General features: G+C 60.8%; 28 protein-coding genes. 6 read left to right on the plus strand and 22 right to left on the minus strand.

Going from position 1 to position 26,596, the window contains the following annotated elements; genetic code table 11:
* Positions 1 to 6: 6 nt before the first annotated feature.
* From HYN24_RS00440 to HYN24_RS00535, 20 genes are all read right to left on the minus strand, one after another.
* Positions 7 to 921: an MBL fold metallo-hydrolase gene (locus HYN24_RS00440; RefSeq protein ID WP_117607446.1), complete on the minus strand. Its 915-nt coding sequence runs from the start codon at positions 919 to 921 to the stop codon at positions 7 to 9.
* Positions 918 to 1,100 (minus strand): DUF1289 domain-containing protein, encoded by a 183-nt coding sequence (locus HYN24_RS00445; protein WP_162888555.1) that lies wholly within the window; start codon positions 1,098 to 1,100, stop codon positions 918 to 920. Before HYN24_RS00445 ends, HYN24_RS00440 begins: the two co-directional genes overlap by 4 nt.
* Positions 1,093 to 1,302 carry a DUF1289 domain-containing protein gene (locus HYN24_RS00450; protein WP_117607448.1) on the minus strand — a complete coding sequence of 70 codons (210 nt, stop codon included), beginning with the start codon at positions 1,300 to 1,302 and terminating at the stop codon, positions 1,093 to 1,095. Before HYN24_RS00450 ends, HYN24_RS00445 begins: the two co-directional genes overlap by 8 nt.
* Complete coding sequence (locus HYN24_RS00455) at positions 1,303 to 2,292, minus strand: hypothetical protein (RefSeq protein ID WP_117607449.1); 990 nt, start codon at positions 2,290 to 2,292, stop codon at positions 1,303 to 1,305.
* Positions 2,292 to 3,194, minus strand: a complete 903-nt coding sequence (locus tag HYN24_RS00460) for a hydroxymethylglutaryl-CoA lyase (protein WP_117607450.1) — start codon at positions 3,192 to 3,194, stop codon at positions 2,292 to 2,294. Before HYN24_RS00460 ends, HYN24_RS00455 begins: the two co-directional genes overlap by 1 nt.
* Before the next feature lie 44 nt (positions 3,195 to 3,238).
* Positions 3,239 to 3,922, minus strand: a complete 684-nt coding sequence (locus tag HYN24_RS00465) for an SDR family oxidoreductase (protein ID WP_117607451.1) — start codon at positions 3,920 to 3,922, stop codon at positions 3,239 to 3,241.
* Between the two features lie 25 nt (positions 3,923 to 3,947).
* Positions 3,948 to 4,280, minus strand: coding sequence for a DUF3955 domain-containing protein (locus HYN24_RS00470; RefSeq protein WP_117607452.1), 333 nt, complete (start codon positions 4,278 to 4,280; stop codon positions 3,948 to 3,950).
* Complete coding sequence (locus HYN24_RS00475) at positions 4,243 to 6,243, minus strand: acetyl/propionyl/methylcrotonyl-CoA carboxylase subunit alpha (protein ID WP_117607453.1); 2,001 nt, start codon at positions 6,241 to 6,243, stop codon at positions 4,243 to 4,245. The genes HYN24_RS00470 and HYN24_RS00475 overlap by 38 nt, the downstream gene beginning before the upstream one ends.
* A gap of 3 nt (positions 6,244 to 6,246) precedes the next feature.
* Complete coding sequence (locus tag HYN24_RS00480) at positions 6,247 to 7,032, minus strand: enoyl-CoA hydratase/isomerase family protein (RefSeq protein ID WP_117607454.1); 786 nt, start codon at positions 7,030 to 7,032, stop codon at positions 6,247 to 6,249.
* A gap of 12 nt (positions 7,033 to 7,044) precedes the next feature.
* Positions 7,045 to 7,680, minus strand: coding sequence for an FMN-binding negative transcriptional regulator (locus HYN24_RS00485; RefSeq protein WP_117607455.1), 636 nt, complete (start codon positions 7,678 to 7,680; stop codon positions 7,045 to 7,047).
* Between the two features lie 4 nt (positions 7,681 to 7,684).
* Complete coding sequence (locus HYN24_RS00490; RefSeq protein WP_117607456.1) at positions 7,685 to 9,292, minus strand: carboxyl transferase domain-containing protein; 1,608 nt, start codon at positions 9,290 to 9,292, stop codon at positions 7,685 to 7,687.
* 64 nt (positions 9,293 to 9,356) lie between these two features.
* On the minus strand, positions 9,357 to 9,956 hold the full coding sequence (locus HYN24_RS00495; RefSeq protein WP_117607457.1) for a TIGR00730 family Rossman fold protein: 600 nt from the start codon (positions 9,954 to 9,956) through the stop codon (positions 9,357 to 9,359).
* A 4-nt stretch (positions 9,957 to 9,960) separates the two neighbouring features.
* Complete coding sequence (locus HYN24_RS00500; protein ID WP_117607458.1) at positions 9,961 to 10,578, minus strand: 2-hydroxychromene-2-carboxylate isomerase; 618 nt, start codon at positions 10,576 to 10,578, stop codon at positions 9,961 to 9,963.
* 66 nt (positions 10,579 to 10,644) lie between these two features.
* The gene (locus HYN24_RS00505) at positions 10,645 to 11,781 is read right to left on the minus strand and encodes an acyl-CoA dehydrogenase family protein (protein WP_117607459.1); all 1,137 of its coding nucleotides are present in this window, start codon (positions 11,779 to 11,781) and stop codon (positions 10,645 to 10,647) included.
* On the minus strand, positions 11,778 to 12,680 hold the full coding sequence (locus HYN24_RS00510) for a DMT family transporter (RefSeq protein ID WP_117607460.1): 903 nt from the start codon (positions 12,678 to 12,680) through the stop codon (positions 11,778 to 11,780). The genes HYN24_RS00505 and HYN24_RS00510 overlap by 4 nt, the downstream gene beginning before the upstream one ends.
* On the minus strand, positions 12,681 to 13,871 hold the full coding sequence (locus HYN24_RS00515; protein WP_117607461.1) for an acetyl-CoA C-acyltransferase: 1,191 nt from the start codon (positions 13,869 to 13,871) through the stop codon (positions 12,681 to 12,683). It abuts the gene before it with no gap.
* A gap of 24 nt (positions 13,872 to 13,895) precedes the next feature.
* The gene (gene can / locus HYN24_RS00520; protein ID WP_117607462.1) at positions 13,896 to 15,044 is read right to left on the minus strand and encodes a carbonate dehydratase; all 1,149 of its coding nucleotides are present in this window, start codon (positions 15,042 to 15,044) and stop codon (positions 13,896 to 13,898) included.
* A 53-nt stretch (positions 15,045 to 15,097) separates the two neighbouring features.
* Complete coding sequence (locus tag HYN24_RS00525) at positions 15,098 to 16,270, minus strand: isovaleryl-CoA dehydrogenase (protein ID WP_117607463.1); 1,173 nt, start codon at positions 16,268 to 16,270, stop codon at positions 15,098 to 15,100.
* A gap of 13 nt (positions 16,271 to 16,283) precedes the next feature.
* Positions 16,284 to 16,733 carry a PaaI family thioesterase gene (locus HYN24_RS00530; protein WP_117607464.1) on the minus strand — a complete coding sequence of 150 codons (450 nt, stop codon included), beginning with the start codon at positions 16,731 to 16,733 and terminating at the stop codon, positions 16,284 to 16,286.
* Positions 16,734 to 16,787: 54 nt separating this feature from the next.
* Positions 16,788 to 17,180, minus strand: coding sequence for a MerR family DNA-binding transcriptional regulator (locus HYN24_RS00535; RefSeq protein WP_205421414.1), 393 nt, complete (start codon positions 17,178 to 17,180; stop codon positions 16,788 to 16,790).
* Positions 17,181 to 17,280: 100 nt separating this feature from the next.
* Between HYN24_RS00535 and HYN24_RS00540 the strand changes: the two genes are divergently transcribed.
* The 6 genes from HYN24_RS00540 to HYN24_RS00565 all read left to right on the plus strand — a co-directional run bounded on the left by HYN24_RS00540 (position 17,281) and on the right by HYN24_RS00565 (position 24,787).
* Positions 17,281 to 18,306 (plus strand): MBL fold metallo-hydrolase, encoded by a 1,026-nt coding sequence (locus HYN24_RS00540; RefSeq protein ID WP_117607466.1) that lies wholly within the window; start codon positions 17,281 to 17,283, stop codon positions 18,304 to 18,306.
* A 31-nt stretch (positions 18,307 to 18,337) separates the two neighbouring features.
* The gene (locus tag HYN24_RS00545; protein ID WP_117607467.1) at positions 18,338 to 20,173 is read left to right on the plus strand and encodes an alpha/beta hydrolase; all 1,836 of its coding nucleotides are present in this window, start codon (positions 18,338 to 18,340) and stop codon (positions 20,171 to 20,173) included.
* 271 nt (positions 20,174 to 20,444) lie between these two features.
* Positions 20,445 to 22,061 (plus strand): tetrathionate reductase family octaheme c-type cytochrome, encoded by a 1,617-nt coding sequence (locus tag HYN24_RS00550; protein ID WP_117607468.1) that lies wholly within the window; start codon positions 20,445 to 20,447, stop codon positions 22,059 to 22,061.
* Positions 22,062 to 22,071: 10 nt separating this feature from the next.
* Positions 22,072 to 22,695 (plus strand): cytochrome b/b6 domain-containing protein, encoded by a 624-nt coding sequence (locus HYN24_RS00555; protein ID WP_117607469.1) that lies wholly within the window; start codon positions 22,072 to 22,074, stop codon positions 22,693 to 22,695.
* Positions 22,696 to 22,723: 28 nt separating this feature from the next.
* Positions 22,724 to 24,439: a DUF3373 domain-containing protein gene (locus HYN24_RS00560; RefSeq protein ID WP_117607470.1), complete on the plus strand. Its 1,716-nt coding sequence runs from the start codon at positions 22,724 to 22,726 to the stop codon at positions 24,437 to 24,439.
* A 24-nt stretch (positions 24,440 to 24,463) separates the two neighbouring features.
* On the plus strand, positions 24,464 to 24,787 hold the full coding sequence (locus tag HYN24_RS00565; RefSeq protein ID WP_117607471.1) for a hypothetical protein: 324 nt from the start codon (positions 24,464 to 24,466) through the stop codon (positions 24,785 to 24,787).
* Positions 24,788 to 25,235: 448 nt separating this feature from the next.
* Here the strand turns inward: HYN24_RS00565 and HYN24_RS00570 are convergent, their stop codons facing one another.
* Both HYN24_RS00570 and HYN24_RS00575 read right to left on the minus strand, forming a co-directional pair.
* Positions 25,236 to 25,691 (minus strand): SCP2 domain-containing protein, encoded by a 456-nt coding sequence (locus HYN24_RS00570; RefSeq protein ID WP_117607472.1) that lies wholly within the window; start codon positions 25,689 to 25,691, stop codon positions 25,236 to 25,238.
* 2 nt (positions 25,692 to 25,693) lie between these two features.
* Complete coding sequence (locus HYN24_RS00575) at positions 25,694 to 26,596, minus strand: U32 family peptidase (RefSeq protein WP_117607473.1); 903 nt, start codon at positions 26,594 to 26,596, stop codon at positions 25,694 to 25,696.

Here is a 26,596-nt window from a genome sequence, read left to right on the forward strand (position 1 = left end):
GTCAGATTATCCGGCGGTGATCATGTCGTCCTCCAGCCTGAGCGCATTGACCAGCAATAGTTCGCGTTCCAGACCGGCGACCAGGCGCTCGGGAGAAAGGTTGAGAAATCGGCGGTTGACGTCGATGGCGAAAGGCAGCGAGAGGACGAAATCCGGAAAGTCGGCGTGACGCATTTGCTGCCTTTCCATCATCGCGAAGGTGGTAATGACCTTGATGGCATGCCAGGCCAGTTGTTCGATGTTGTTCTGGAAGTTGGCGAGGCGCCGGAAGGCCCGCTCAAAGGCCGTGTCGACGTTAGAAAACGCTTTGCCGTGGCCGGGAATGACGATGTCGATGGAGAGGCGGGAAAGCATGTCGAGGGTGGCCCGCGTACTGGCCAGTCCATCAGCCTGACCGAGCAGTTCGGGAAAGATGACGCCGAAGCCGTTTTCCCACAGCGCATCACCGGAAATGAGGATGCGCTTTTCCGGGTTGTAATAGGCCAGGGCATCCATGTCGTGGCCGGGAACGGCCAGTGCCTGCCAGTTCAGTCCGCCCATTTCAAAGTGGGCTTCGGCGTCGATCAGGCCGTCGTGTTGAAAGCGGGCGCCTTGCTGACCGAGGGGCGAGAGTAGCAGCGCGTCCTTGTCCCACTCGGCAATGGTTGCGCTGAGGCCGGCCGGGACAATGATTTCGCAATTGAAGGCGGCCTTCAGCGCGGCGTTGCCACCGATATGGTCGGAATGCGCGTGGGTGTTGATCAGCCGTTTGAGCTGGCGGCCGTCGAGGGCGTGATGGACCAGCCCGACGGTCTGTTCGGCGTGGGTGACATAGCCGCTATCGACCAGTGTGGCTTGGTCACCTTCAATACAGAGGATGTTGTTGGCCGATAGCCAGCCGCGTTCGAGAACAAGCAGGCTGTCCGGCAGCCGGATGGTCATTCGGGTTGTTCCGGTGTGCCGTCCCGTCTGGCCGGCGGCGCTGTGGTCGGCACGGCGAGTTCGGCGACGATGCCCGGTTCGTCCAGCGGCGGCCGGCCGCAGCCCAGGCAGTAGCCAGAGTCGGGGTCGGCCATGCAAATGCCGACGCAGGGGTAAATGGTTTCGTACTGGTCAGTCATTTTGCTTGCCGGTGGAGCCTGAATCCCCGATCTGCGGGGCATGTGTCAGGCGGCGTCTGGCTATTTCGGCCAGGATGTGGAGGCGGGTTGGATCGTCGAGACGCGACCAGGCAGTGATTTCGTCAAGGGTACGAAAGCAGCCCTGGCACAAGCCCAGGCTTGCGTCCATCTTGCAGATATTGGTGCAGGGTGAGGGTGTCATTCAGATCAACATGAAACGGTGCTGCTGGTCGCGCACCATGGCTACTGCTTCGCGGGCTTCGTCGCGACTGATGCGGGCCAGCATGGCGAGATGCAGACGGCGGTCGCGGGCGGTGAGTTCGGGAAAGTTGAGGGTATGGCTGTTGACGTCCTCGCTGCCCACGTCGGTGACGATCCCCTGGCGGTCAACCGTAATGCTGACAGGCGTCAGGTGCAGGGCGGCTTCGGGGGCGTTAAGGTAATCGGCGAGCGCCTCGACCAGATGTTCCGGCATCAGCGATTCGGCGGCCTGCCGGAGTTTTGCGTCAAGCTCGGCCAGACGGCGGGTCCCGACCTCGCGCTCATGTCCGCCGGATGTGCCGCGCAGGACTGCAACGTGGGCGCGCTCGGCTGACACGTCGGCGCGCAGCCCTTCCCGCTCGTCACGCAAGGCGCGGAGATGGTTGCGAAAGGTATGGAGCAGGCTTTCCAGTGCCTTGCTGCGCAGGCCGTGCAAGGTGATGTCGAGGGCGCAACTCGGCTCGATCAGGGTCTGGCCGGAAAAATAGAGGACGAGCTGGGGGACGTCGTTGCTGATCACATCGCCCCGTTGTGCCATGCCGAGCTGTCTTTTCTGCTGGCGGCGTGCCGCAAACATGGCGTAGAAATACTCGTTATCCCAGCTGCAAGGCTCGGCCAGAAAGTCGCGTACGGCCTGACTGCGGCCGAGCATCTGGTCAATGTCGGCAGCTGTGGCGAACAGCGCATGGACCAGCGGATCATTGGCAAACGCCCGGCGGTTGATGTCGATCGGGCCGGGTAGGGCGCCGACCAGTCCTTCGCAATAGCCCAGGGCATGGGCGACTGGTCCGCTCAGATGTTTCTCGAAGCCGGGGGCAACCCTGAGCACCGGGTCGACCATCTCGGCCACCTGGTCGAGGGCCTGGCGCAGGGCTCGGTCGAGGGGTGGAGCGGGCTTGAGAAAATCGGTGACGGTCGAAAAAAGGCTCACTACGTCCTGCTGCAAATGGCCCGGCCGGCCTTGGCGCCGTTCGGGCGGTTGATGGCACTGGAAATCCAGCCGCCGACATCTGCCAGTTTAGCCAGATCGATGCCGGTTTCAATGCCCAGACCTTGCAATAGATACACAACATCCTCGGTCGCCACGTTGCCGGAAGCGCCTTTGGCATAGGGACAGCCGCCGAGGCCGGCAATCGAGCTGTCGAAAATGGCCATGCCCATCTGTAACGAAGCATAGATGTTGGCGATGGCCATGCCGTAGGTGTCGTGATAATGCCCGGCCAGTTTTTCGATGGGCAGGTGCCTGGTACAGGCCTCGATGAGTTTCATCACGGAGGCCGGGTTGCCGACGCCGATGGTGTCACCGAGGGAGACTTCGTAGCAGCCCATGTCGAACAGGGTTTTGGCGACTTCGGCGGCTTTGTTGGGATCAATTGCGCCTTCATAGGGACAGCCGACAACGCAGGAAACGTAGCCGCGCACCGGAATTTCAAGTGCCGAAGCGGCGGAAACGACCGGTTCGAAGCGCTTCAGGCTCTCAGAAATCGTGCAATTGATGTTTTTTCGGGAAAAACTCTCGGAAGCGGCACCAAAAATCGCTACTTCGGTCGCTCCGGCTTCAATCGCCGCGTCAAACCCCTGCAGATTTGGCGTCAAAACAGGGTAAACGGTCGCCGGGTGCCGTTTGATACCACGCAGCACGGCGCTGTTGTCGCCCATTTGCGGCACCCACTTGGGCGACACGAACGAAGTAGATTCGACAACGCGGAGGCCGGCGTCGGCGAGCCGCTCAATGAGCTCGATCTTGATCACTGTCGGGACGACTTGGGCTTCGTTCTGCAGGCCATCGCGCGGACCGACTTCAACGATTTTTACGTGGCTAGGAAGGGGCATGGCTTAAGGCTCGACAGTAGGGTTGTAGAGGAGGGCAAGGCGGATCAGCGGGGCACCCAGCCACCGCAAACAGGAAAGACCTGGCCAACAAAGCAGTTGGCTGATTCGCTGCATAGATACGCTGCGAAGTCGGCATCTTCATTCGCACCAACCAGCCTGCCCAGCGGCACCTCGCGCTTGAGACGCTCCTGAAAGCGGGGGTTGGCCTGAACCTCGGCGGGGAAGTAGGTGGGATTGTCGACGAAGTTCTGGGCAATGGCATTGATCTGCACATTGTACGGGGCGACCTCGACGCCGACCGACTGGACGTAGGCCAGCTGCGCACCCCGTGCTGCGCTGTAGGTAGAGGTGCGCTTGATGCCGCGCAGGGCGGACGCGCTGCCCATGACCAGGATCTTCCCGGCCTGTCGTTCGATCATGGCCGGCAGGACGGCACGAAACAGGCGAGGCAAAGGATCAACCAGCGCCGCGAAGGTGTCGTGCCATTCCTCGTCGGAGGCCTCGGTGGCCGTCGTGGTCGGTGCCGGGATGGCCAGATTGGCGACCAGCACATCGACTCGTCCAGCCTGGGCGACGATGGCGGCGGGCGCCTCGGGGTCCATCAGTGAATCGCTATTGGCGATCACCGTCGCACCGTGTCGGGCAAATGCTTCGCACAGTACCGGACCCATGAACATGTCGGCGTGGGTGATCAGTACGCGCTTACCGAGAAGGATAGGATTTGACATAGGGACTCCTGATCTATGGAGGGGATCAATCGGCAGAGGAATACCGGAGCCGTCGCTTGAATAAGCCAATCGCCACGGCCAGTATTCCGCCCATCAACAACGAGGTGCCAACTGGCACTAACGCAAAGGGTTCTTTGAGATATCCGTGCTCGTCAATGGCAGAACCAAGCCACTGAAACAGGAGCAGGGCGCACAGTCCGAGAGCAATGGCCAGATAGCCGACCTTGATCAAAATATTCATTCCCCGGTGGGCGGCGATCGGTGACGTATCGCCTTGGCTGAATAAATTTCCAGCCAGCCGGATCGAGCCGATGGGTTGATCACGCTTCGCCCTCGAATTCGACCAGGGCCGCCCCATCCGACACCTGCTCGCCGGCTGCGTAACAGAAATTTCTGACCGTGCCGGCAGCCGGGGCGGTAATGGTGTGCTCCATTTTCATGGCCTCGAGGATGAGCAGCGGTGTGCCCTTGTCGACCTTCTGGCCGGGTTGGGCGAGCAGTGCGACGACCTTGCCGGGCATCGGGGCGGTCAGGCCGCCGCCGTGACTATCGCCGGCATCAACGCGGTGCAACGGGTCATCGCGCAGGAGTGAGTACGTGCTTCCATTGAGAAAAAGGCTTCTTTTATCGGCCACGGCGACGACGCTGGCCATCAGGCGCCGGTCATTCAGTTCGACGGCAAAACGGTCACCGTCGAGCTTCTTGCCACGCGCCAGCGTCGTTTCGCTGGCGATGGTGATGGCCCATTGTTGGTCACCGTAACGGACTTGAACATCGACCAGCGCCTCGCCATCCCGGAAGCTGATGGTGCGCGCCGACGACAGGTTCATTCGCCAGCCATCGCGGGCATGCCAGGGCGAACAGGGGTCGCCACCCGCCTTGGCGGCCTGTTTGGCGGCGTGTTGTTCCCACAGCAGTTCGCCGACCGTAGCCACCAGCAGGGCGTCGCGCGGTACAGCCTGGCTGGCCGGGAAGAGAAAATCCTTCTGCCGTTCGATCAGGCCGGTATCAAGGTCGGCACCAGCAAACGCCGGGCAGGCGACGAGCCGGGACAGGAAGTCGATATTGGTCGTGACGCCGGCCACCTGATAGTCGGCCAGCGCTTTGCGCATGCGGGCGAGTGCGGCGTCGCGGTGCTCATCCCAGACGATCAGTTTGGCGATCATCGGGTCGTAGTAGGGGGTGATTTCGTCACCTTCCTCGACCCCGGTATCAACGCGGACGTTGAGGCTATCGGCCGGCGGGGCGAGGCGGACCAGGCGTCCGGTCGACGGCAGGAAGCCCCGGTCGGCGTCTTCAGCATAGATACGGGCTTCGAGTGCGTGGCCGCGAATCTGCAACTGCTCCTGGGCGAGGGGCAGTGGCTGGCCGGCGGCGACGCGCAACTGCCATTCGACCAGATCCTGACCGGTGATCATTTCGGTAACCGGGTGCTCGACCTGCAGGCGGGTATTCATTTCCATGAAGTAGAACGAGCCGTCCTGGTTGGCGATGAACTCGACCGTGCCGGCCCCAACGTAACCGACGGCCTTGGCTGCCGCGACGGCGGCCTCGCCCATCTGGCGGCGGCGCTCGGTGGTCATGCCGGGGGCGGGGGCTTCTTCGAGCACCTTCTGGTGGCGGCGCTGGACTGAACAGTCGCGCTCGAAGAGGTAGACGCAATTGCCGAGACTGTCGGCAAAAACCTGAATCTCGATGTGACGCGGCTTGGTGATGTATTTCTCGATCAGCACATGCTCGTTGCCGAAGCTGGAAGCGGCTTCGCGCTTGCACGAGGCCAGCGCATCGGGAAAGTCTTCACTCTTCTCGACCAGACGCATGCCTTTGCCCCCACCGCCGGCGGCTGCCTTGATCAGGACCGGGTAGCCGATGGCATCCGCTTCCTGATGGAGCAGGGCGGGCGTCTGGTCATCGCCGTGGTAGCCGGGGGTCAGCGGCACGGCCGCCTTGCCCATCAGCTTCTTGGCTTCGGACTTCGAGCCCATCGCCCGAATCGCCGAAGCCGGCGGCCCGATGAAGGCAATCCCGCTGGCCGCCAGGGCATCGGCAAAGTCAGCATTCTCGGAAAGAAAACCATAGCCCGGATGCACGGCTTGTGCGCCGGTCCGCTTGCAGGCGTCGATGATCTTGTCGGCCACCAAATAGGACTCGCGGGCGGCGGCCGGGCCGAGCAGGACGGCTTCATCGGCCAGCCGAACATGGCGGGCATTGGCATCGGCTTCGGAATAGACGGCGACGGTACGGATGCCCATGCGGCGGGCGGTCTTGATGACGCGGCAGGCAATTTCTCCGCGGTTTGCAATGAGGATTTTGTTGAACATGGCTTATTCCCCAATCCAGTTGGGCTGACGTTTATCGAGGAAGGCAGAAATGCCTTCGCGGGCTTCCGGTGTGGCGCGCAGGTGGGCGATGCGGTGGGCGGTGTCTTCGACCAGGTTGTCGTTGATCGGCTGGTTGCTGACGGCGCGAATCAGATCCTTGGCGGCAGCCTGCGAAAGCGGGCCGCCCTGCAGGAGTGCACTGACGATTTCCTGCACCTTGGCATCGAGTTGCTCCGGTTCCACCGTTTCATGGACGAGGCCGATGTCTTGGGCGCGTTCGGCGCTGATCCGCTCGGCTGACTGGAAGTAGCGGTAGGCCTGGCGGGCCCCGATGGCGCGCAGAACGTAAGGTGAAATGGCCGAGGGGATAATGCCGAACTTGACTTCCGAGGTGGCGAACACGGCCTTGGTCGAGGCCACGGCAATGTCGCAGGCGGCTGCCAGTCCCATGCCGCCGCCCAGCGCCGCTCCCTGGACACGGGCGATGGTCGGCTTTTTCATCTCGGCCAGGGTGCGCAGCATGGTGGCCAGGGCGCGGGCATCGTTGAGGTTGTCATCAATACCATTGTTGGCGGCGCGTTTCATCCAGTTGAGATCAGCCCCGGCCGAGAAGCTCTTGCCACGACCGGCGAGGACGGCAACGCGGACGTCCTGATCATCGTCGAGGGCGAAACAGGCGGCGGTCAGTTCGGTAATGAGGGTTTCATCAAAGGCATTGTGGAGATCGGGACGATTCATCCAGATCGTGGCGACCGGGCCGGCGAGTTCGATTTCCAGAGAGGTAAACATGTCTCGCTCCGATTACTGTTGTCGTTGGCGGATCAGGTCCGCCATGGGCTGGCCATCGAGTGCTGCGATCAGGCTGGCCTGATTGACGGCGGGCTGGTTCTGGCTGACTTTCCATTTGCCGATCAGGCGCTCGATGCGGATTTCGATGCCGACCACGGCACCGAGCATTTTTCTGATGTAGTCGGCCGGCGCATCATCGACAGCCCATGGGTGGGGCAGTCCGGATTCGTGCTCGGCGGTCAAGGTACGCAACTGTGCCAAAAGCCAATCGGCATCGTCGATCAGGCGCAGCTCGCCATAGGCATGGACGGCGGTGTAATTCCAGGTCGGTACGACTTTGCCATGCTCGGCCTTGGTGGCGTAGCCGGAGGGGCTGATGTAGCTTTCCGGGCCTTGGAAGATGACGAGAATACCCTGGTTGCCGCTGGGGGCAGCGTTGGTCGCGCCATCTGCCATCAGCGGGTTGGATCGGGCCACATGGCCGCGCAGGGTGCCATTCGAGCCGCTGGCGGCATCCAGATGCAAGGGAATGTGGTTGGCATCGAGGCCATCCGGGCCCTGTGTGACGAGCGTGGCCAGTGGATGGGCACGCATCAGCGCGTGCATGACGCCGATATCGTTTTCCGCAAAGTGTTTGGGCAGATACATCGTTTTACATCCGGAAAATGCCGAATTTCGTTTCTTCGGCAGGTGCATTCATCGAGGCCGACAGGCCGAGGCCAAGAACGCGGCGGGTGTCGGCCGGGTCGATGATGCCGTCGTCCCACAGTCGGGCGCTGGCGTAGTAGGGGTGGCCCTGGGTTTCGTATTGGTCGCGGATCGGGGCCTTGAAGGCGGCCTCTTCTTCGGCGCTCCAGGTCTTGCCGCCTGCTTCGATGCCGTCGCGCTTGACGGTGGCCAGTACGCCGGCAGCCTGTTCGCCGCCCATGACGGAAATTCGGGCATTCGGCCACATCCAGAGGAAGCGGGGGCTGTAGGCGCGACCGCACATGCCGTAGTTGCCGGCACCGAAGCTGCCGCCGATGACGACGGTGAATTTTGGCACCTTGGCGGTGGCGACGGCGGTGACCATCTTGGCACCATCGCGGGCGATGCCGCCGTTTTCGTATTTGCGGCCGACCATGAAGCCGGTGATGTTCTGCAAAAAGACGAGCGGAATGCCACGCTGGGCGCAGAGTTCGATGAAGTGGGCGCCTTTCAGGGCGGATTCGCTGAACAGGATGCCATTGTTGGCGACGATACCGACCGGGTAGCCGTAAATCCGCGCAAAGCCGCAGACCAGGGTCGTGCCGTAGCGAGCCTTGAACTCGTCAAAATCGGAACCGTCGACAATGCGGGCGATGATTTCGCGCACGTCGAAGGGCTTTTTGCTGTCGGTCGGGATGACGCCGTACAACTCTTCGGCACCATAAAGCGGCTCGGTCGGGACGGTCAGGGTGACCGGCGGCTGCTTCTTCCAGTTGAGATCCTTGACGATGCGCCGGGCGATGGCGAGGGCGTGTGCGTCATTTTCGGCAAGATGATCGACGACGCCGGAAATGCGCGTATGGACGTCGGCCCCGCCGAGGTCTTCAGCCGAGACCACTTCGCCGGTCGCTGCCTTGACCAGCGGCGGGCCGCCCAAAAAGATCGTGCCCTGGTTCTTGACGATGATCGACTCGTCACACATGGCCGGCACGTAGGCGCCGCCGGCCGTGCACGAACCCATGACGGCGGCGATCTGCGGAATGCCCTGGGCCGACAGGTTGGCCTGGTTGAAGAAGATGCGGCCGAAATGTTCCTTGTCGGGAAAGACCTCGTCCTGCATGGGCAGGAAGGCACCGCCGGAGTCGACCAGATAGACGCAGGGGAGGCGGTTTTCGAGGGCGATTTCCTGGGCCCGCAGATGCTTTTTGACGGTCAGCGGGTAGTAGGTGCCGCCCTTCACGGTGGCATCATTGGCAACGACCATGCATTCGACGCCATTGACCCGGCCAATGCCGGCAATCACCGAAGCGGCTGGCACGTCGCCACCATACATCCCATACGCCGCGAATTGTCCGATCTCGAGGAAGGGGGTGCCGGGATCGAGCAGGCCATTGACGCGCTCGCGGGGCAGCAGCTTGCCGCGGGCGAGGTGCTTCTGACGCGCCGCTTCGGGGCCGCCAAGGGCGATCTTCTCGACTTTTTCATGAAGATCGGCCACCACGGTCTGCATGGCCGCCAGGTTGGCCTGGAAATCGGCCGAGCGCGGGTTGAGCTGGGTTTTGAGTTGGGTCATGTCTCTTCCTGGTTATTGGTTCCCGAGGAGCAGATGGCTTTGCTAGCTGCTCAGTTCTCGATCCTCACAATTGCTTTTCTTCTTTCAGCCACTTGCTGACTGGCTCAGGCTGGTAGTTCGCCATGCGCGCCAGCAGGCTGTCTATGTCGGTATCAGTCAGCACCATGGCGCGGTTCTGCGGCCGCAAAAAGCCTTCGCCGACAGCGTGGTCGAAGAGGCCAAGCAGCGGGTCGTAGAAGCCACGCACGTTGAGTAGGCCCATCGGCTTCCCGTGGAAGCCGAGCTGGCCCCAGGTCAGGATTTCGCAGAACTCCTCGAAAGTGCCGAAGCCGCCGGGGAGGGCGATGAAGCCATCCGACAACTCCGCCATGCGCGCCTTGCGGGTGTGCATCGAATCGACCACCTCGATGCGGGTCAGCGCCCGGTGATCGACGGCGCGACCGGCTACCTCCTTGCCCATCAGCGCCTCCGGGATGACGCCAATGACCGTGCCGCCGGCTTCCAGGCAGGCATCGGCAACCGCGCCCATGAGGCCGATGTTGCCGGCCCCGTAGACCAGTTCAATGTGGCGGGCGGCGAGCAGTCGGCCGAGTTTCTCCGCTTCGGCACGGTAGGCCGGGTGGTGGCCGGCATTTGAGCCGCAGAAGACACAGATTCTTTTCATGGTTTCAGAAACCGCCGGCTTTCAGCCAGTGGTCGATCTGCGGCAAGCGGTCGGCGCCGAAGAAGGCTTCGCCATCGATGATGACGTGCGGCGATCCGAAAACGCCGGCGGCCAGTGCCTGGTCGCATTCGCTCTTGAGACGAGCCTTGATGTCCGGGCTTTGCAGGGCGGCGGCAAGGGCGGCCCGATCGACCCCGAGGGCCCCGGCAATGTCGAGGACGGTATCGGGTGAGGAAATATCACGGTCGTCGACAAAGAAGGCGCGATAAGTGGCCTGGGCAAATTGCCGGGCCAGGGCGCAGTCCTGGCCGTCCAGCCAGTAGTAGGCGCGAGCCGCATTCTGCGTCGGCAGGGGGAAGCGGCTCGGCGGATTGTAGGGAATCCCCATGAATCGGGCCGAGCGGTGGAAGTCGTGGAACATGTAGGTGCCCTTGCTGCTCACCCCGTCGGCCGGCGGCCGCGAGCCGGTGGCCTGGAAGATGATGCCGAGCAGGATCGGGTGCCATTTGACCCGGCGCCCGTACTGGGCGGCGAGGGCGTCGATCTTCTCGCTCAGCAGATAGCCGTAGGGGCTGGAAAAATCGAACCAGAAATCGATCGGGGCTTGGCCGGTATCGGTCATCTTTGTCTCCTCGTTGTTGCGGTCGCCGGATTTGTGTTTTTGTTCTGGTCGACCGCTGGGTTTTCTTTACTCGGCGGCGATCGATCGTCCAATCACCAGCCGCTGGATGTCATTGGCGCCTTCGTAGATCTGGCAAATGCGTACATCGCGGTAGATGCGCTCGACCGGGAAGTCACTGGTGTACCCAACGCCGCCGTGAATCTGGATGGCGTCCGAGGCGATCTTCTCGGCCGCTTCGGAGGCGAACATCTTGGCCATTGAGGCTTCTTTCAGGCAGGGCTTGCCGGCATCCTTGAGCGTGGCGGCGCGCCAGACCATGAGGCGGGCGGCGTCGAGCAGGGTATTCATGTCGGCGAGGCGGAAATTGACTGCCTGATGATCGATGATGGGTACGCCGAAAGTGATGCGTTCCTTGGCGTAGTGCACGGCTGCTTCAAACGCGGCGCGGGCCATGCCGATGCTCTGGGCGGCAATGCCGATGCGGCCGGCTTCGAGGTTGGAGAGGGCGATCCGGTAGCCTTCACCTTCCTGGCCGAGCAAGGCGGAAGCAGGAACGCGGCAGTTTTCCAGAATGATCTGCACGGTGTCGGAGGCATGCTGGCCCATCTTGTCTTCGGTGCGGCCGACAATGAAGCCCGGCGTCGCCGTCGGGATCAGGAAGCAGGAAATCCCCTTCTTGCCGGCGGCCTTGTCGGTTACGGCAAAAACAATGGCCATCTGGGCGTGCTTGCCCGTGGTGATGAACTGTTTGACGCCATTCAGCACGAAATGGTCACCATCGCGGTCGGCGCGGGTGGTGATGGCCGCAGCATCGGAGCCGGTATGTGGTTCGGTCAGGCAGAAGCAACCGAGCTTTTCGCCGCGGGCCAGAGGCTTGAGCCATTCTTCCTTTTGCGCGTTCGTGCCGTATTTCATGGTGATGCCGCAGGCCAGCGAGTTCTGGACGGAAACGATGGTTGATGTGGCACCATCGCCGGCCGCAATTTCCTCGAGGGTGAGGACGAGGCTCATGTAATCCATGCCGGCTCCATCCCATTCTTCGGGAACGACCATGCCGAGGGCACCGAGTTCGCCCAATTCCTTGAGGGCTTCGCCCGGGAAGGTGTGGTTGCGGTCCCAATCAGCGGCGAAGGGGGCGAGACGTTCCTGCGCGAAGGCGCGCATGGTGTCGCGGATCATTTCCTGTTCTTGCGTGAGAATCATGTTGTTTCCTTGCGATAGCTAGTTAACCAGACGCCGGCGATGACCAGCAGGCCACCCGCCAGAACCGACAGGCCGAGGCGCTCGTCGAGCAGGACAGCAGCCTGCAGGACGGCGAAGACCGGTACCAGATTGATGAAAACCGAAGCTCGGGCGACGCCGATTTGATGCACTGCGCTGGTGAACCAGGTATAGGCCATGGCGGTACCGAAAATGGCGAGAAAGCCCATGCTGGCCCACACCTTCAGCGACCATTCGGCCGGTGCAATATCGCCCTGGAAAACGGCGGCGATGCTGAGGAAAAGGGCGCCGAGCAGGCTGGCATAGAGGGTCACGGCGAGGGCGGGCAGGGTTTGTGAAACGCGTCGCCCGATGAAGGTGTAGGACGCCCAGCTCAGGGCGCAGCCGAGAATCAGCCATTCGCCGAGGCCGACACTGCCTTGCAGCAGGGCGAGCGGTTCGCCGTTGCCAATCACGGTCAGGCAGCCGGCCATGGCGATGGCAATGCCCAGCCCTTTGGTGGCCGACATTTTTTCCTGGCCGAACAGCCAGGCGAGCAGCGCCACCATTACCGGGTTAAGGGCGACAACCAGGGCGCCGCGTCCGGCCGCGAGATGCTGCAGACCATAGAAAAAGCACAGGCCGTAGAGAAAGACGCCGGTAAAGGCCAGCGCCGCCATCACACCCCATTCCTGTCGGCCGGCCGGCAATGGCAGGCGACGACCGCTGCTTACGGCAAAGGCGGCGACGACCAGCCCGGCCAGCACAAAGCGCAGGGAGGCGACGGCGAGCGGTGCCGCCACCTCCTGCGCGATGATGCGTCCGGCGATCCAGGTGCCGCCCCACATGAACATGGCTGCAATCAGCTTGAAATAGGTGAGTGAAGTCGCCGCTTGCGGCAATTACAGCATTTCCACGGCCAGGGCCGTTGCTTCGCCACCGCCGATGCACAGGCTGGCAACGCCGCGCTTCAGACCGTACTTTCTGAGGGCGCCGAGCAGGGTGACGATGATGCGGGCGCCGGAGGCGCCGATTGGGTGACCGAGGGCGCAGGCGCCGCCGTGGATATTGACCTTGGCCGGGTCGAGCTTGAGGTCGTGCAGGGAGGCCATGGTGACGACGGCGAAAGCTTCGTTGATTTCGTAGAGATCAACCGATTCGGCCGTCCACCCGGTTTTGGCGAACAGCTTCTGCATGGCGCCGACCGGGGCCGAGGGGAACAGGGCGGGGACGCCTGCATGGGTGGTGTGGCCAACGATGCGGGCAATCGGCTGGAGGCCGAGCTTGGCGGCTTGTGAAGCGCGCATCAGGACCATGGCGGCGGCGCCGTCGGAAATCGAGGACGAGTTGGCCGGGGTAACCGTGCCATCCTTCTTGAAGGCCGGCTTGAGGGTCGGAATCTTGTCGACATTGACGGCAAACGGGCCTTCATCCTTGTCGATCACGACATCGCCCTTGCGGCCGGTGACGGTGGTCGGGGCGATTTCCCAGGCGAAGCTGCCGTTGTTGCTGGCTTCGATGGCGCGGGTAGTCGAGCGGATGGCGAATTCGTCCTGTGCTTCACGCGTGAAACCGTAGCTGCTGGCGCATTCCTCGGCGAAAGTACCCATCAGGCGACCACGGGTTTCCTTGGAGTAGGCATCTTCGAGGCCGTCCATGAACATGTGGTCCATCATCTGGCCGTGGCCCAGACGATAGCCGCCGCGTGCCTTGGGCAGCAGGTAGGGGGCGTTTGTCATTGATTCCATGCCGCCGACGACCGCCGCGCCGTAGGAGCCGGCGAGGATGCCGTCGTGACCGAGCATGGTTGCCTTCATGGCCGAACCACAGACCTTGTGGATGGTGGCGCAGCCAGCCGACAGCGGCAGGCCGGCCTGCAAGGCTGCCTGGCGAGCCGGGGCCTGGCCCTGGCCGGCTTGCAGGACGCAGCCCATGAGCACTTCCTCGATCAGGTTGGCATCGATGCCGGCACGCTCGACTGCGGCCTTGATGGCGACGGCACCGAGGTTGGCGGCGGTCAGTCCGGCAAAGCCACCCTGAAATGCGCCCATGGCGGTGCGGGCGGCGGAAACGATAACGATCGGGTCATTCATGCTGATTTCTCCTGAACTTCTTGATTAGGCGTCCAACGCTTTCAATGCGGCGTCGTAACGGGTGGGTAAATCCTGCGGGCAGTCGACGGTAATGCCGAGGTCGTGGATCAGGCCATCCTTGAGGCCGTAGATCCAGCCGTGCACGGTGAGTTGCTGACCGCGTGCCCAGGCATCCTGAACGACCGGGTTGTGGCAGACGTTCACCACCTGTTCGAGCACGTTCAGTTCGCACAGGCGGTCATGGCGCAAGGACTCGGGCAGGCTGTCGACATTGGCGAGATGCTTGTTGTGCACGTCATGGACATGGCGCAGCCAGAGATCGACAACGCCGACCCGGTCGCGGCGCAGCGCCGCACCGACGCCGCCGCAGCCATAGTGACCGACGACCATGATGTGCTTCACTTTCAACACATCGACGGCGTACTGGATGACCGACAGGCAGTTTAGGTCAGTGTGCACCACGACATTGGCGACGTTGCGATGGACGAATACCTCGCCCGGCAGCAGGCCGACGATCTGGTTGGCCGGAACGCGCGAATCGGAGCAGCCGATCCAGAGAAATTCCGGGGTCTGCAATTGCGATAGCTTGTCGAAATAGGTCGGGTCAACTTCCCGCATCTGGCCGGCCCAGGCGCGGTTGAAGTCAAACAGGTGCGACAGGTTTTCGCTGCGGATTTCCTCTTCCGACCAGTTCTCGAGGTCGAGGGCGAGGAACATCGTGCCTTCGAGCGGCGTCTGGTAGTAATTCGGCGCTTCGGTGAAGCCCAGCTCGCGGTAGAGCTTTACGGCCATGCGCATGTTGGGCAGGGTGTCGATCATCAGCTTGCGGAAGCCGATCTCCTTGGCTGCCTTGATCGCCGCCAGGGCGAGTGCAGCGCCGACGCCGTGGCCACGCTCTTCGGGGGCGACGTAGAGGCGTTTCATTTCGCACACGCCATCGCTGTCTGTGAGCGGCCGGACGCCGACGCAGCCGGCCGGGCGGCCATCAACCTCGGCAAAGAACAACCGGCCCTGTGGCGCCACATAGGTGCCAGGCAGGGAGGCCATTTCCTGATCGAAGTTCTGATAGGACAGATCGACACCAAGCCAGGCCGCGTAATTGCGGAAGTACTGGCGAACCTGCTCCAGGGCTTCGGTGTCGTTGGCGGTGAGGGTGCGTAGGGTAACAGTCATGCTGTGGGCTCCAGTTGCGGCGCTCCCTGCTCGGGAGTGCCGGCGGGAGCTGTTTATGCGGTTTCGGCGAAAAGTTCGCGACCAATCAGCATTCTACGGATTTCCGAGGTGCCTGCCCCGATCTCGTAGAGCTTCGCATCACGCCACAAACGGCCGACCGGAAATTCGTTGGTATAGCCGACGCCACCCAGGGTCTGAATCGCCTCGCCAGCCATCCAGGTCGCCTTTTCGGCCGAATAGAGAATCGCTCCGGCGGCATCCTTGCGCAGGGTGCGTGCGTGATCAGTGTTGTCGCAGGCCTTGCCCAGCGCATAGACATAGGCGCGGTTGGCCATCCAGGTCGAATACATGTCGGCGACCTTGCCCTGCATCAGCTGGAATTCACCGATTGCCTGGCCGAACTGCTTGCGCTCGTGGATGAAGGGCACGACGACGTCCATGCAGGCAGCCATGATGCCGAGCGGGCCGCCGCAGAGCACGGCGCGTTCATAGTCGAGGCCGGACATCAGCACCTTGGTGCCGTTGCCGACGCCACCGAGAATGTTTTCTTCCGGTATTTCACAGTTGTCGAAGAAGAGCGGGAAGGTGTTGGAGCCGCGCATGCCCAGCTTGTCGAGGTGGGTGCCGTGGGAGAACCCGGCGAAACCCTTCTCGACGATAAAGGCGGTCATGCCCTTGGCGCCGGCCGTGGGGTCGGTCTTGGCGTACACCACCAGGGTGTCGGCATCGCCACCGTTGGTGATCCACATCTTGGCCCCGTTGAGGACGTAGCGGTCACCCTTTTTCTCGGCCTTGAGCTGCATCGAGACGACGTCGGAGCCGGCATTCGGCTCGGACATCGCCAGCGCGCCGACATGGTCGCCGGAAATCAGCTTGGGCAGGTATTTCTGGCGCTGGGCCTCGGTGCCATTGCGGCGAATCTGGTTCACGCAGAGATTCGAGTGGGCGCCATAGGACAGGCCAATCGAGGCCGAAGCGCGGGAGATCTCCTCGAGCGCCACGATGTGGGCCAGGTAGCCCATGTTGGTGCCGCCGTACTCTTCACCGGCGGTCATGCCGAGCAGACCCATGTCGCCGAATTTCTTCCACAAATCGGCCGGGAATTCGTTAACGCGGTCCACTTCAGCGGCGCGCGGGGCGATTTCGGCATCGGCAAATGCCTTTACCGCATCGCGAAGCAGGTTGATGTCTTCGCCGAGGCCGAAATCGAGGCTGGGAATGTTCATGTTGTCTCCGTTCTTAAGATTGTTTTTCAGTCTTGCCGTGCATCACCATGATGGTTTGCTGCATCAGGGCGCACAAGGTTTCCACGCCAGCCTTGACAGCAAATACGTCGGCCTGCGTGATGATCAGGGTTTTGCCGGGGCGCACTACCTTGCCGCGGGCAATCAGCTTTTCACCATCGGCCGGGGCAACCAGGTTCATCTTGTATTCGACGGTGAGGACCGAGGCGGTCGGCGCCACCATGGTCATTGCGGCATAGCCGGCCGCAGAGTCGGCAATCATGCCAACGACGCCGCCGTGCACGAAACCGTGTTGCTGTTCGACGCCCGGCCAGTGCGGCAGATGGATTTCGGTCCGGCCATGTTCAATGACCGGCAGCGTCGCCTGGATCAGTTCCATGGCGCTCTGGCGGGCAAAGCTGGCGCCGACGCGTTCGGCAAAGTGGGGGTCGGATATTTTGCTCATGGGACGTGATTGTATTTACGTTGACGTTAACGTCAACTAAAGTTTAAATATTTTTTATTGGGCATCGCGACGGGCCAGCTCCTGTTCGCACAGGTGCTCGAATTGCGCGATTTCCGTCAGCATCGCCGCGATGTCTTCACGCTGCTGTTCCAGCGCGGCCCGACGCTTGTTCATGATGCGCAGGCATTCGAGTAGTTGGGGTGTTTCATCCTCGGTGGACGCGTACATGCCGATCAGATCCTTGATTTCGGCCAGCGACAGGCCGAGGCGCTTGCCACGCAGCGCCATCTTGAGGCGTGCCCGGTCGCGGCGGGTGAATACGCGCTTGCTGCCTTCGCGCTCGGGCGCCAGGATGCCCTGGTCTTCCCAGAAGCGGATGGTGCGCGGCGTGATGCCGAACTCGCGGGCGAGGTCGGAGATGGCAAAGGTGGTGGCCGGCTGGCTCAAATCAGTCTCCTTGGTGTGCGGCGAAGTTAAACAGATGCGAGGGGTTTTTTCAATCCGCTGCCGTATGGTAAGTTGCATCCCTTGTTTTCAAGGTTGTCCCATGTCCCTGCATTTTCCCCACGCCCAGCCGCCGGCTGCCGGCGAACTGATCGAAGTGGCACCCGGCGTTTTCTGGCTGCGCATGCCGCTGCCCTTTCAGCTTGATCACATCAACCTGTGGCTGTTGCGCGATGGCAAGGGGTGGACGATCGTTGACACCGGTTTTCCGGACGATGCTGTCCGTCAGATGTGGACGCAGATACTGGAAAAGCTCGATGGCCCGGTCAACCGCCTGATCGTCACCCATTTTCACCCCGACCATCTGGGCCTGGCGACCTGGCTTATGGAAAAGACCGGTGCGCCCTTGTCGATGACTACCGGCGAATTTCTGACGGCGCATGTGGTCTGGCATGAAGTGGGTGGGCATGGGGCCCGTTTCATGGTCGAACAGTTCCGCCAGCATGGGCTGGACAGTGAGCATCTGGCCAAATTCGAGAAGCGGGGGTCAGGTTATCGCAAGGCTGTTCCCGCACTGCCGGAATACTACGATCGTCTGAAGGCTGGGGACAGCGCAGTGGTCGACGGGAAAAATTGGCAGATTTTGATAGGCCACGGTCACTCGCCCGAGCATATGGCGCTTTACTGCGCGGAACTCGGCGTGTTAATTTCGGGCGACATGCTATTGCCGAGAATTTCGACCAATATCAGCATATTTGCGGCAACCCCCAGGGCTGACGCGCTGCGCTGGTTTCTCGATTCGCTCGACGAGATGGCGCGTGAAATTCCGGAGGAAACATTGGTATTGCCTTCGCACGGTTTGCCCTTTACCGGCATTCAGGCGAGGGTTCAGGCACTGCATTCACACCATGAAGAAAGATTGCGGGCCTTGGAAGACAGCTGTGAACAAGCGCCGCAGAGCGCAGCCGGGTTGCTCGATGTGTTGTTCAATCGGGCGCTCGATACGCACCAAACCATGTTCGCGATGGGCGAAGCGATTGCCCATCTGAACTATCTTGAGCAAGCTGGTCGGTTGTCATGCAGCATCGATGCCGACGGAGTGATTCGCTATTCGCGGTTGCAGCATTGACCCGCCACGCACTGACAGAGGGAGTTTCGAGATGTCGCAGCAAAATGAAAATCAGGGAATGAACCTGCCGAACCCGGCCGAAATGGCCAAGACCTACGCCGAAGTCGCCCAGCGCGCCTCGCGTCTGATCACCCAGTTCATGGAAAAGAAGGCCAAGGACGGCGTCAATGCCCCGGCCGATGAACTCGGCGTGGCCAAGGCCTTTATGGACCTGTCGTCCCGTCTGCTGGCCAATCCGTACAAGATGGCCCAGACCCAGATGAACATGATGTGGGATTACTTCTCGCTGTGGCAGAACACCAGCATGAAGATGATGGGCATGCCGACTGCCAATCCGGTCGCCTCGCCGAAGAAGGGTGACAACCGTTTCCGCGACGAAGAGTGGGAAGAGCATTTCATGTTCGACTTCGTCAAGCAGTCCTACCTGATCACCGCCCGCCACCTGCACGATACCGTCGCCGGCACCGAAGGTCTGGACGAAGCGACCCAGCAGAAGGTCAACTTCTTCACCCGCCAGTACATTGACGCGCTGTCGCCGTCGAACTTTGCCCTGACCAACCCGGAAGTCTTCCGCGAAACCGTCAAGAGCAACGGTCAGAACCTCATCAAGGGTCTCAACAACCTGCTGCATGACGTCGAATCCGGCGATGGCCAGCTGCGCATCCGCATGACTGACACCTCGGCCTTCGAAATGGGCAAGAACGTTGCCACGACGCCGGGTAAGGTGGTCTTCCAGAACGAATTGTTCCAGCTCATCCAGTACAACCCGTCGACGCCGACCCAGAACAAGAAGCCTTTCCTGATCGTCCCGCCGTGGATTAACAAGTACTACATCCTCGACCTACGCGAGAAGAATTCGATGGTCAAGTGGGCCACCGATCAGGGTCACACCACCTTCATCATGTCGTGGATCAATCCGGACGAGAAGCTCGCCGCCAAGTCCTTCGAAAACTACCTGCTCGAAGGCTCGCTCGAAGCCATCAACCAGGTCTGTGCCCACACCGGCGAAAACAGCGTCAATCTGGCCGGCTACTGCCTGGGCGGCACGCTGACCATGACCACGCTGGCCTACATGGCCGCCAAGAAAGACAAGCGCGCCAATTCGGCAACCTTCTTCACCACCATGCTCGACTTCTCCGATCCGGGCGAACTCGGCATCTTCCTTGATGAAGGCGCTGTCGAAGGTCTCGAAAAGCGGATGGCCGAAAAGGGCTTCCTCGAAGGTTCAGAAATGGCCGGCACCTTCAACATGCTGCGCGCCAACGACCTGATCTGGTCCTTCGTGGTGAACAACTACCTGATGGGCAAGGATCCGTTCCCCTTCGACCTGCTCTACTGGAACTCCGACTCGACCCGCATGCCGGCTGCGATGCACAGCTTCTACCTGCGCAACATGTACCTGGCCAACCTGCTCAAGGAACCAGGTGGCGTCACGCTGGGCGGCGTCAAGATCGATATCAGCAAGGTCAAGACCCCGTGCTACTTCATCTCCACCATCGAAGACCACATTGCCCCGTGGAAGAGCACCTACATGGGTGCCCGCCTGCCGTCCGGCAATACCAAGTTCGTCCTCGGTGGTTCCGGTCACATCGCCGGCATCGTCAATCCGCCAGTCGCCAACAAGTATGGCTTCTGGACCAATGACGCGACCGACGGCAACCTGCCGGAAAGCCCGGAAGACTTCCTGGCCGGCGCGACGCAGAACGCCGGTTCGTGGTGGACACACTGGAATGAGTGGGTAACCAGCCTGCCCGGTGGCGATGCCAAGGTCAAGGCCCGCAAGCCGGAAGACGGTACGCTCAAGGTCATCGAAGATGCGCCAGGCGCCTACGTCAAGTTCCGACTGGATGCCCAGAAGAAAGCCTAAGGGCGATCTCGCCTGAAGAACAGAAAGGGAGGCTGCGGCCTCCCTTTTTTGTTGCCGGCAGGCCCGAAAAAGAGGGGGAAAGAAAGGAAAGGGCGAGTTTTGGGGGCGGGTAGCGGGGCCGCCGTTAAATGAAACTCGGGCGGAATAATTGTCATAGTATTGATAAAAATCAATATTGTAATATTAGACTTAACTAATCTATTCCCTGGAGTTGTGGTCCCGGCGGGGCTGCCACAGTCCGGAGCCTTGGGGCTCGTAACAAGGGGAAATCATGAAAGTGTTCAAGCAAGCAGTAGCCGTGTTCGCCGCTCTGGCGTTCATCGGTTCAGCCTACTCGGCCAATCTGCCGGATAGTCCGCAAGCAACGCAAAAGTTGCTCAAATCAACGGCAGACCATAGCAAATTCAAGGAATTGCAAAAAGAATTTGCCTCCGGGCCGGAAGTCACCAAGGCCTGTATCAGCTGCCATACCGAGGCCGCCAAGCAGATTCATTTGACCCAGCACTGGAAATGGGAATTCCGGAATCCGGATAGCCAGCAGTTGCTCGGCAAAAAGCATGTGGTCAACAATTTCTGTACCTCGGTCACCTCGAACTACAAGGCATGCGCCAGTTGCCACATCGGGTACAACACCGATGGCCCGAACTTTGACCTGAGCTCGGAAAGCAATGTCGATTGTCTGGTCTGCCATGACCAGACCGGAAAATACAAGAAGCCGGCCGGCTTTGCCGGGAATCCGGTGACCAAGGACACCGAATTCCCGCCCGGCTCCGGCAAGATCATCCGTGGCATCAATCTCAGCGACATCGCCCAGAAAGTCGGCCAAACCAAGCGCAACACCTGTGGTGCGTGTCACTTCTACGGTGGTGGCGGCGATGGGGTCAAGCACGGCGACCTCGACAGTTCGCTCGAAGCACCCGACAAGGCGCTGGATGTGCACATGGATGCCAAGGGCCTGAATTTCACCTGCTCGACCTGCCACCAGACTGAAGGCCATCAGGTGCCGGGTAGTCGCTATGCGCCGACCGCTCAGGACAAGGATGGCGCGCACATCCGTGGCAAGGTTGACCACAGCAATCCGGCCACCTGCCAGTCCTGCCATGGTCAGGCACCGCACAAGAAGGAAGCCAAGCTGAACGACCATACAGACAAGCTGGCCTGCCAGACCTGTCACATCCCGGCCTTCGCCCGTGGCGACGTGCCAACCAAGATGTCCTGGGACTGGTCGACGGCCGGCAAGCGTGGCCCGAACGGTAAGCCGCTGGTTATCAAGAACGAGGAAGGCCACGATATCTACCTGGGTATCAAGGGCGATTTCGTTTATGAAGAAAACGTCAAGCCGGAGTACATGTGGTTCAACGGCAAGGTCAATTACACGTTGGCCGACACCAAGATCGAAAAAGCCAACCAGCCGATCTACATCAGCAAGTTTGAAGGCTCTGCTGATGATGGCAAGTCGATGATCTGGCCGGTCAAGCTCTTCCGCGGCAAGCAACCCTATGACGCCGAGAACAAGACGCTAACCATCAACCACTTGGCCGGTCAGGACGATTCCGCCTACTGGACCAACCTGAACTGGGACAAGGCCATCGCCGCCGGTATGGCAGCTGCCGGGAAGCCGTATTCCGGCAAGTATGACTTTATCGAGACCGCTGCCATGTGGCCGATCACCCATATGGTTGCGCCGAAAGACAAGGCCCTCGGTTGCAGTGATTGCCACAGCAGCAATGGCCGTCTGGAAAAAGTCGATGGCATCTACATCCCCGGCCGTGGGCGCGATCATATCGCCCTGCTCGACACCGCCGGCTGGGCGCTTGCCGCCCTCACGCTGCTCGGCGTCATCGGCCACGGTATTGGCCGCATCCTGACCGCCAAGCGCAAGCACTAAGGGGAACAACATGGCACGTGTTTATATTTTCAAAGGTTTCGAACGTTTCTGGCACTGGACCCAGGCCCTGCTCATCATCACCATGCTGGTTACCGGCTTCGAGGTGCATGGCAGCTACTCGCTGCTGAGCTGGCACAAGGCGGCCGAGTTGCACACCACTTCGGCGTGGGGGCTGATGGGCCTGTGGATATTCGCCATCTTCTGGCACTTTACGACCGGCGAATGGCGCCAGTACATCCCGACTACCCACAAGATGATCGATGTGGCGTTGTTCTACGCCTTCGGCATGTTCAAGGGCGAACATCATCCCTACCTGAAGACGAAGAACCGCAAGCACAACCCGCTGCAACGGGTCGCCTACCTCGGCGTCAAGTTGTTCATCAATCCGCTGCTCTGGTGTTCCGGCTTGTTTTATCTGTTCTACAACCAGCTTGGCAGCGTCGGTCTCGGCGGTGTTTCCCTCGGCCTCATCGCCCTGGCCCACACGCTCGGTGCTTTCCTCATGCTGCTGTTCCTTATTGCCCATGTCTATCTTGGGACCGCCGGTCACACCCCGACTGCCCACTTCAAGGCCATGGTCACCGGCTGGGACGACGACGTGAACGAAGAACCGCAAGGTGCCAATGCGCGGTAAGCAACAGATACAAAAGGGAATACCGATCATGCAACGTAATATCACACGCAAACTGCTGGCCGGCCTCGTGGCCAGCCTCTTCATCCCGCTCGGCGCCCAGGCAGCCGACGCTGAGCTGATGAAGAAAATCGAAGCCATGGCCAAGGAAATCGAGTCCCTGCGGGCTCAGGTCCAGGCCAATCAGGAAGCCAACAGGCAGGCGATTGCCGACGTCCGCGAAGTAAAGGAAAAGGTCCAGAAGAGCGAAGAGAAATCACTCGACAAGTGGCTAACGGTGGGTGGCGATTACCAGTTCCGGGTGGATAGTCTGGCTGGGGAAACGAAGTCTTTTACTGACGTAAATGCATTTTTCGCTGCAGCCCAAACCGATGCAATGAGTAATCCGGCCATGATGGGGCAGATGATCGCCTTCTCTGGTGCTATGTCCAGAGTCCAAACCTTCCAACAGGCAAATGCCTTTCTTGGGGCAAATGCAGCAATGATCGGGGGTTTGATGCCATACGCTGCACAGGCCGCCATCCCCGCCTACAAACCCAAAAACGAAACCCTCTATACCAACCGCTTCGGCCTCGATCTCAACATGAAGGCGACACAGGATGTGTCAGTGACCGCCCGCCTGCTTATGTACAAGACCTTTGGCGCGTCGGATGAAGGGGCCACGACCAATAGCGGCTCTGCGCCTTTCTTTGCCGATCGCGTCGGGGTTTTCGACGGTACGCTGGGCCATATTCCATCGAGCAGTTTCCTAAATGTCGACCGCGTCTATGCCACGTGGAGCAACATCGCTGACCAGGATATCTGGTTCTCCGTTGGTCGCCGGCCATCGACACATGGTGCGCCTAGCCACTTGCGCGCCAATACGGCCCGTCCGGGCACCGGCGGTACGCCGGCCCTGCTCGTCGACTACGCCTTTGATGGCATGACCATCGGCTGGGCACCTGATATCGATGCCTTGCCCGGCGCCTACGGCAAGCTCTGCTACGGCCGTGGGTTCGAGAGCGGTTTCAGCAAGGCCCTGACCAATTCGCTGGAAGATACCGACATGGTCGGCCTCTCGGTCGTACCCATCGACACCGATCCACTGCGCGTCTGGCTGCAGTGGAATCGGGGCATGAGTATTTTCGATGCCCCGAAGATGGCGAGTACTTATTTCGGCACGACCATGCCGAAAACCAATCTCGGCGATATTGACTGGTTCGGTACTGGTGCACTCGGCACCATCAAGCGCCTTGGTCCCGGTGACCTCAACTGGTTCGCCGATGTCGGCATGAGCGTCACTCACCCGAATGACAATGTTTCATCGCAATTCGGGTTCCAGGGCCTGATGACCGGTGCTTTCTTCAGCCCCGAAGCGCCGACCAGCAAGACCGGCAGCGCTGTCTATGTCGGCCTGCGCTATGACCTGCCGTCGAAGACCAAACTGGGTGTGGAATACAACCATGGGTCGAAGAACTGGATTACCTTCGCCCCAGCGGCAAGTGACTCCTGGACATCCAAGGTGGGCACTCGAGGCAACGTGTATGAGGTGTATGCCATCCAGGAACTGAACGCCAAGCCGATCTCGTCGGTGATGGCCAAGAGTTTCTTCCGCCTCGGATTCCAGTACTATGATTTCCAATATACGGGTAGCAACAACTGGATCGGTGCCCCGGTCAGGATTTCTGACGTCAATGGCCAGATGATGACCACGGCACCGCTGTCCAAGGCCTACAACGCCTACGCTACCGTCGAAGTGAAGTTCTGATCACCCCATTTGCAGGAGCAAGCCATGTCTAGAACACTCTCTCAGCTTCTCGTTTCAATCGCCCTGGCCACCGCAGCACTGACCGTGGCGCCAGTCGCCTCGGCTGACGACGTCAAGATGGTTGGCGTCATCACCAAGATCAAGATGGCTGGCGACGGCAAATCGGCCCAGGCTATCCTCAAGGACGGCAAGAGCGGTGACGCCGTCACCATCAACATTACCGACGACCTGACCCTCGACAAGTTCAAGGACAAGCGCATCGTCGAAGGCGATGAAATTCGCGCGAAGTTTGATAATGCCGGTGGCAAGAACGAAAGCAAATCGTTCAAGAAGACGGCCGGCTGCTAGTCAAAATCGGCGGTTTGAGTCAAAGACGGGGCGGCGACGCCCCGTTTTTTCGTGGTAAAGAAGACGGACGTTGAGCCAGCAGGGGCATCGGTTGATCGAACCATGGCAAATTTGGCCGGTCATATCGATATAGACCGAAAAAGGAGGCCAGCCATGTTCGACTCTCCCGTTGTCTCCGTTCATATCCCTCAGGCTCTGCGCTGTTTTGCCGGTGGTCGCCAGGAAGTGACGGCCAGTGGCGACACCGTGGGTGATGTTTTAGAGGCAGTCGGCCACGAGTATCCGGCCATTCGTCGCCGTTTGATCTCAGCGCAGGGTGACTTGCCGCCGGGCATGGCTGTTTTTCTCGGGCCGCGCAGTATTGCTGACCTGCAGGGGCTGGCGACGCCTATAGAACGGCCGAGACGGTCAGTATCGTCGCCCAGACAACCCGTGAAGGTGCAGTCGGCTAGTGATGGAAAATCGGTAGCCGGGCCGAGAATTTCGGCCATTCGACGGCGTCGAGCATGTTCTTGACAATGAGGCCGAGTTCGGTGTCGCCAGTGATTTCGAGTTCTCGGCTGAAGAACAGCGTGTCCGGGTCTTCTTGGCGGGCGAGCAGTTGCAGGTAGGCCGACAGATTGGCGGCGAAAGCCAGGTCGGGTTCGCGTTGCGGGCTGAAGACCGGCCGGAAAAGACCGTTGCTGTAGGTGTAGGAAGCTTCGCCACCGGTATCGAGTACACGGACACGAAACTGCTTGTCTTCGAGCAAGGCTAGCTCGCTTTCCGGCAATAATTTCATTTTCAGCGCACCGTTCAGCGCGGCGACGAGGGCCAGGGCATGCGGCCATTGCGGCAGCTTTTCACCAAGGCGGGCAACAAAACCCGGAAGGCGGAATTTCGGGATGGTAAAACTGCCGTTCATGATCATGCTCCGAGTTGGGCCAGGGCCTGGCTGTGGTGCTGGACAATGCCGGCATCGCCGAACCAGTAACCATCGACGAGGCCGCTGGCGTTCCAGGCCTGACTGTCGACGTCAACGGCAGCGCCCTTTCGGGCGGCATCGAAGGCAGCAATGATGGCGTTGATGTGATCCTTTTGTGGACTGATCCGGACAATATCGATGCCCATTGTCAGCATCTCCGGAACTTCGTGCAGCAGGTTGTAGCTCTGCGCGGACATCGTCTGGATCCCGTTGATGGTCAGGAAATCCTGGCCGTCGCGGGTTTTCAGGGTGAGGCCTTCGGTATGGTCGAGGCACTTGAACTGGCAGTCGTCCTTGTTAAGATCATAGTGGCGTGCCGTGAAGCAGCGGGCAGAAAAGGCGAGCGGGATCTTGCCGAAGGCGAACACCTCCGTTTCGACACCGGCGGGCCGGCTGGCATGCAGGGCCTCGATCATCGCCCGGCTGCCTTCAAGCGGCGGCACCCAGCGCTTGAGACCGAAGCGGGCGTAGGAGGCCAGCGTCGCCTCGTTGTAGATATTCAGATGGGGGCCGGCGACGAAATCCTTGCCGTGCATGAGATTGACGGCGCCGAGATCGTTGGCTTCCAGCATGCAACCCGAATCGTCAATCAGGCGGCGTAGTGCTTTCAGGTCGCTTTCCGATTCAAGCAGGGCCTGGGCCGAGACCACGACCTGTTTGCCGGCATCGGTCAGGTCGCGGGCCAGGCCGATCCAGTCGGCGGTGCGCAACTGCTGGCGGCGCGAGCAGACGACTTCGCCGACGTAGATGATGTCGAGAGCGGGGTTTTGCGCCATTTCGGCGTAAAAATCCATGACTTCGGCCTTGGGCCAGAAGTAGAGGAGGGGTCCGAGCGAGAGTTTCAT

It is taken from the genome of Dechloromonas sp. HYN0024 (assembly GCF_003441615.1).
Classification (GTDB): Bacteria; Pseudomonadota; Gammaproteobacteria; order Burkholderiales; family Rhodocyclaceae; genus Azonexus.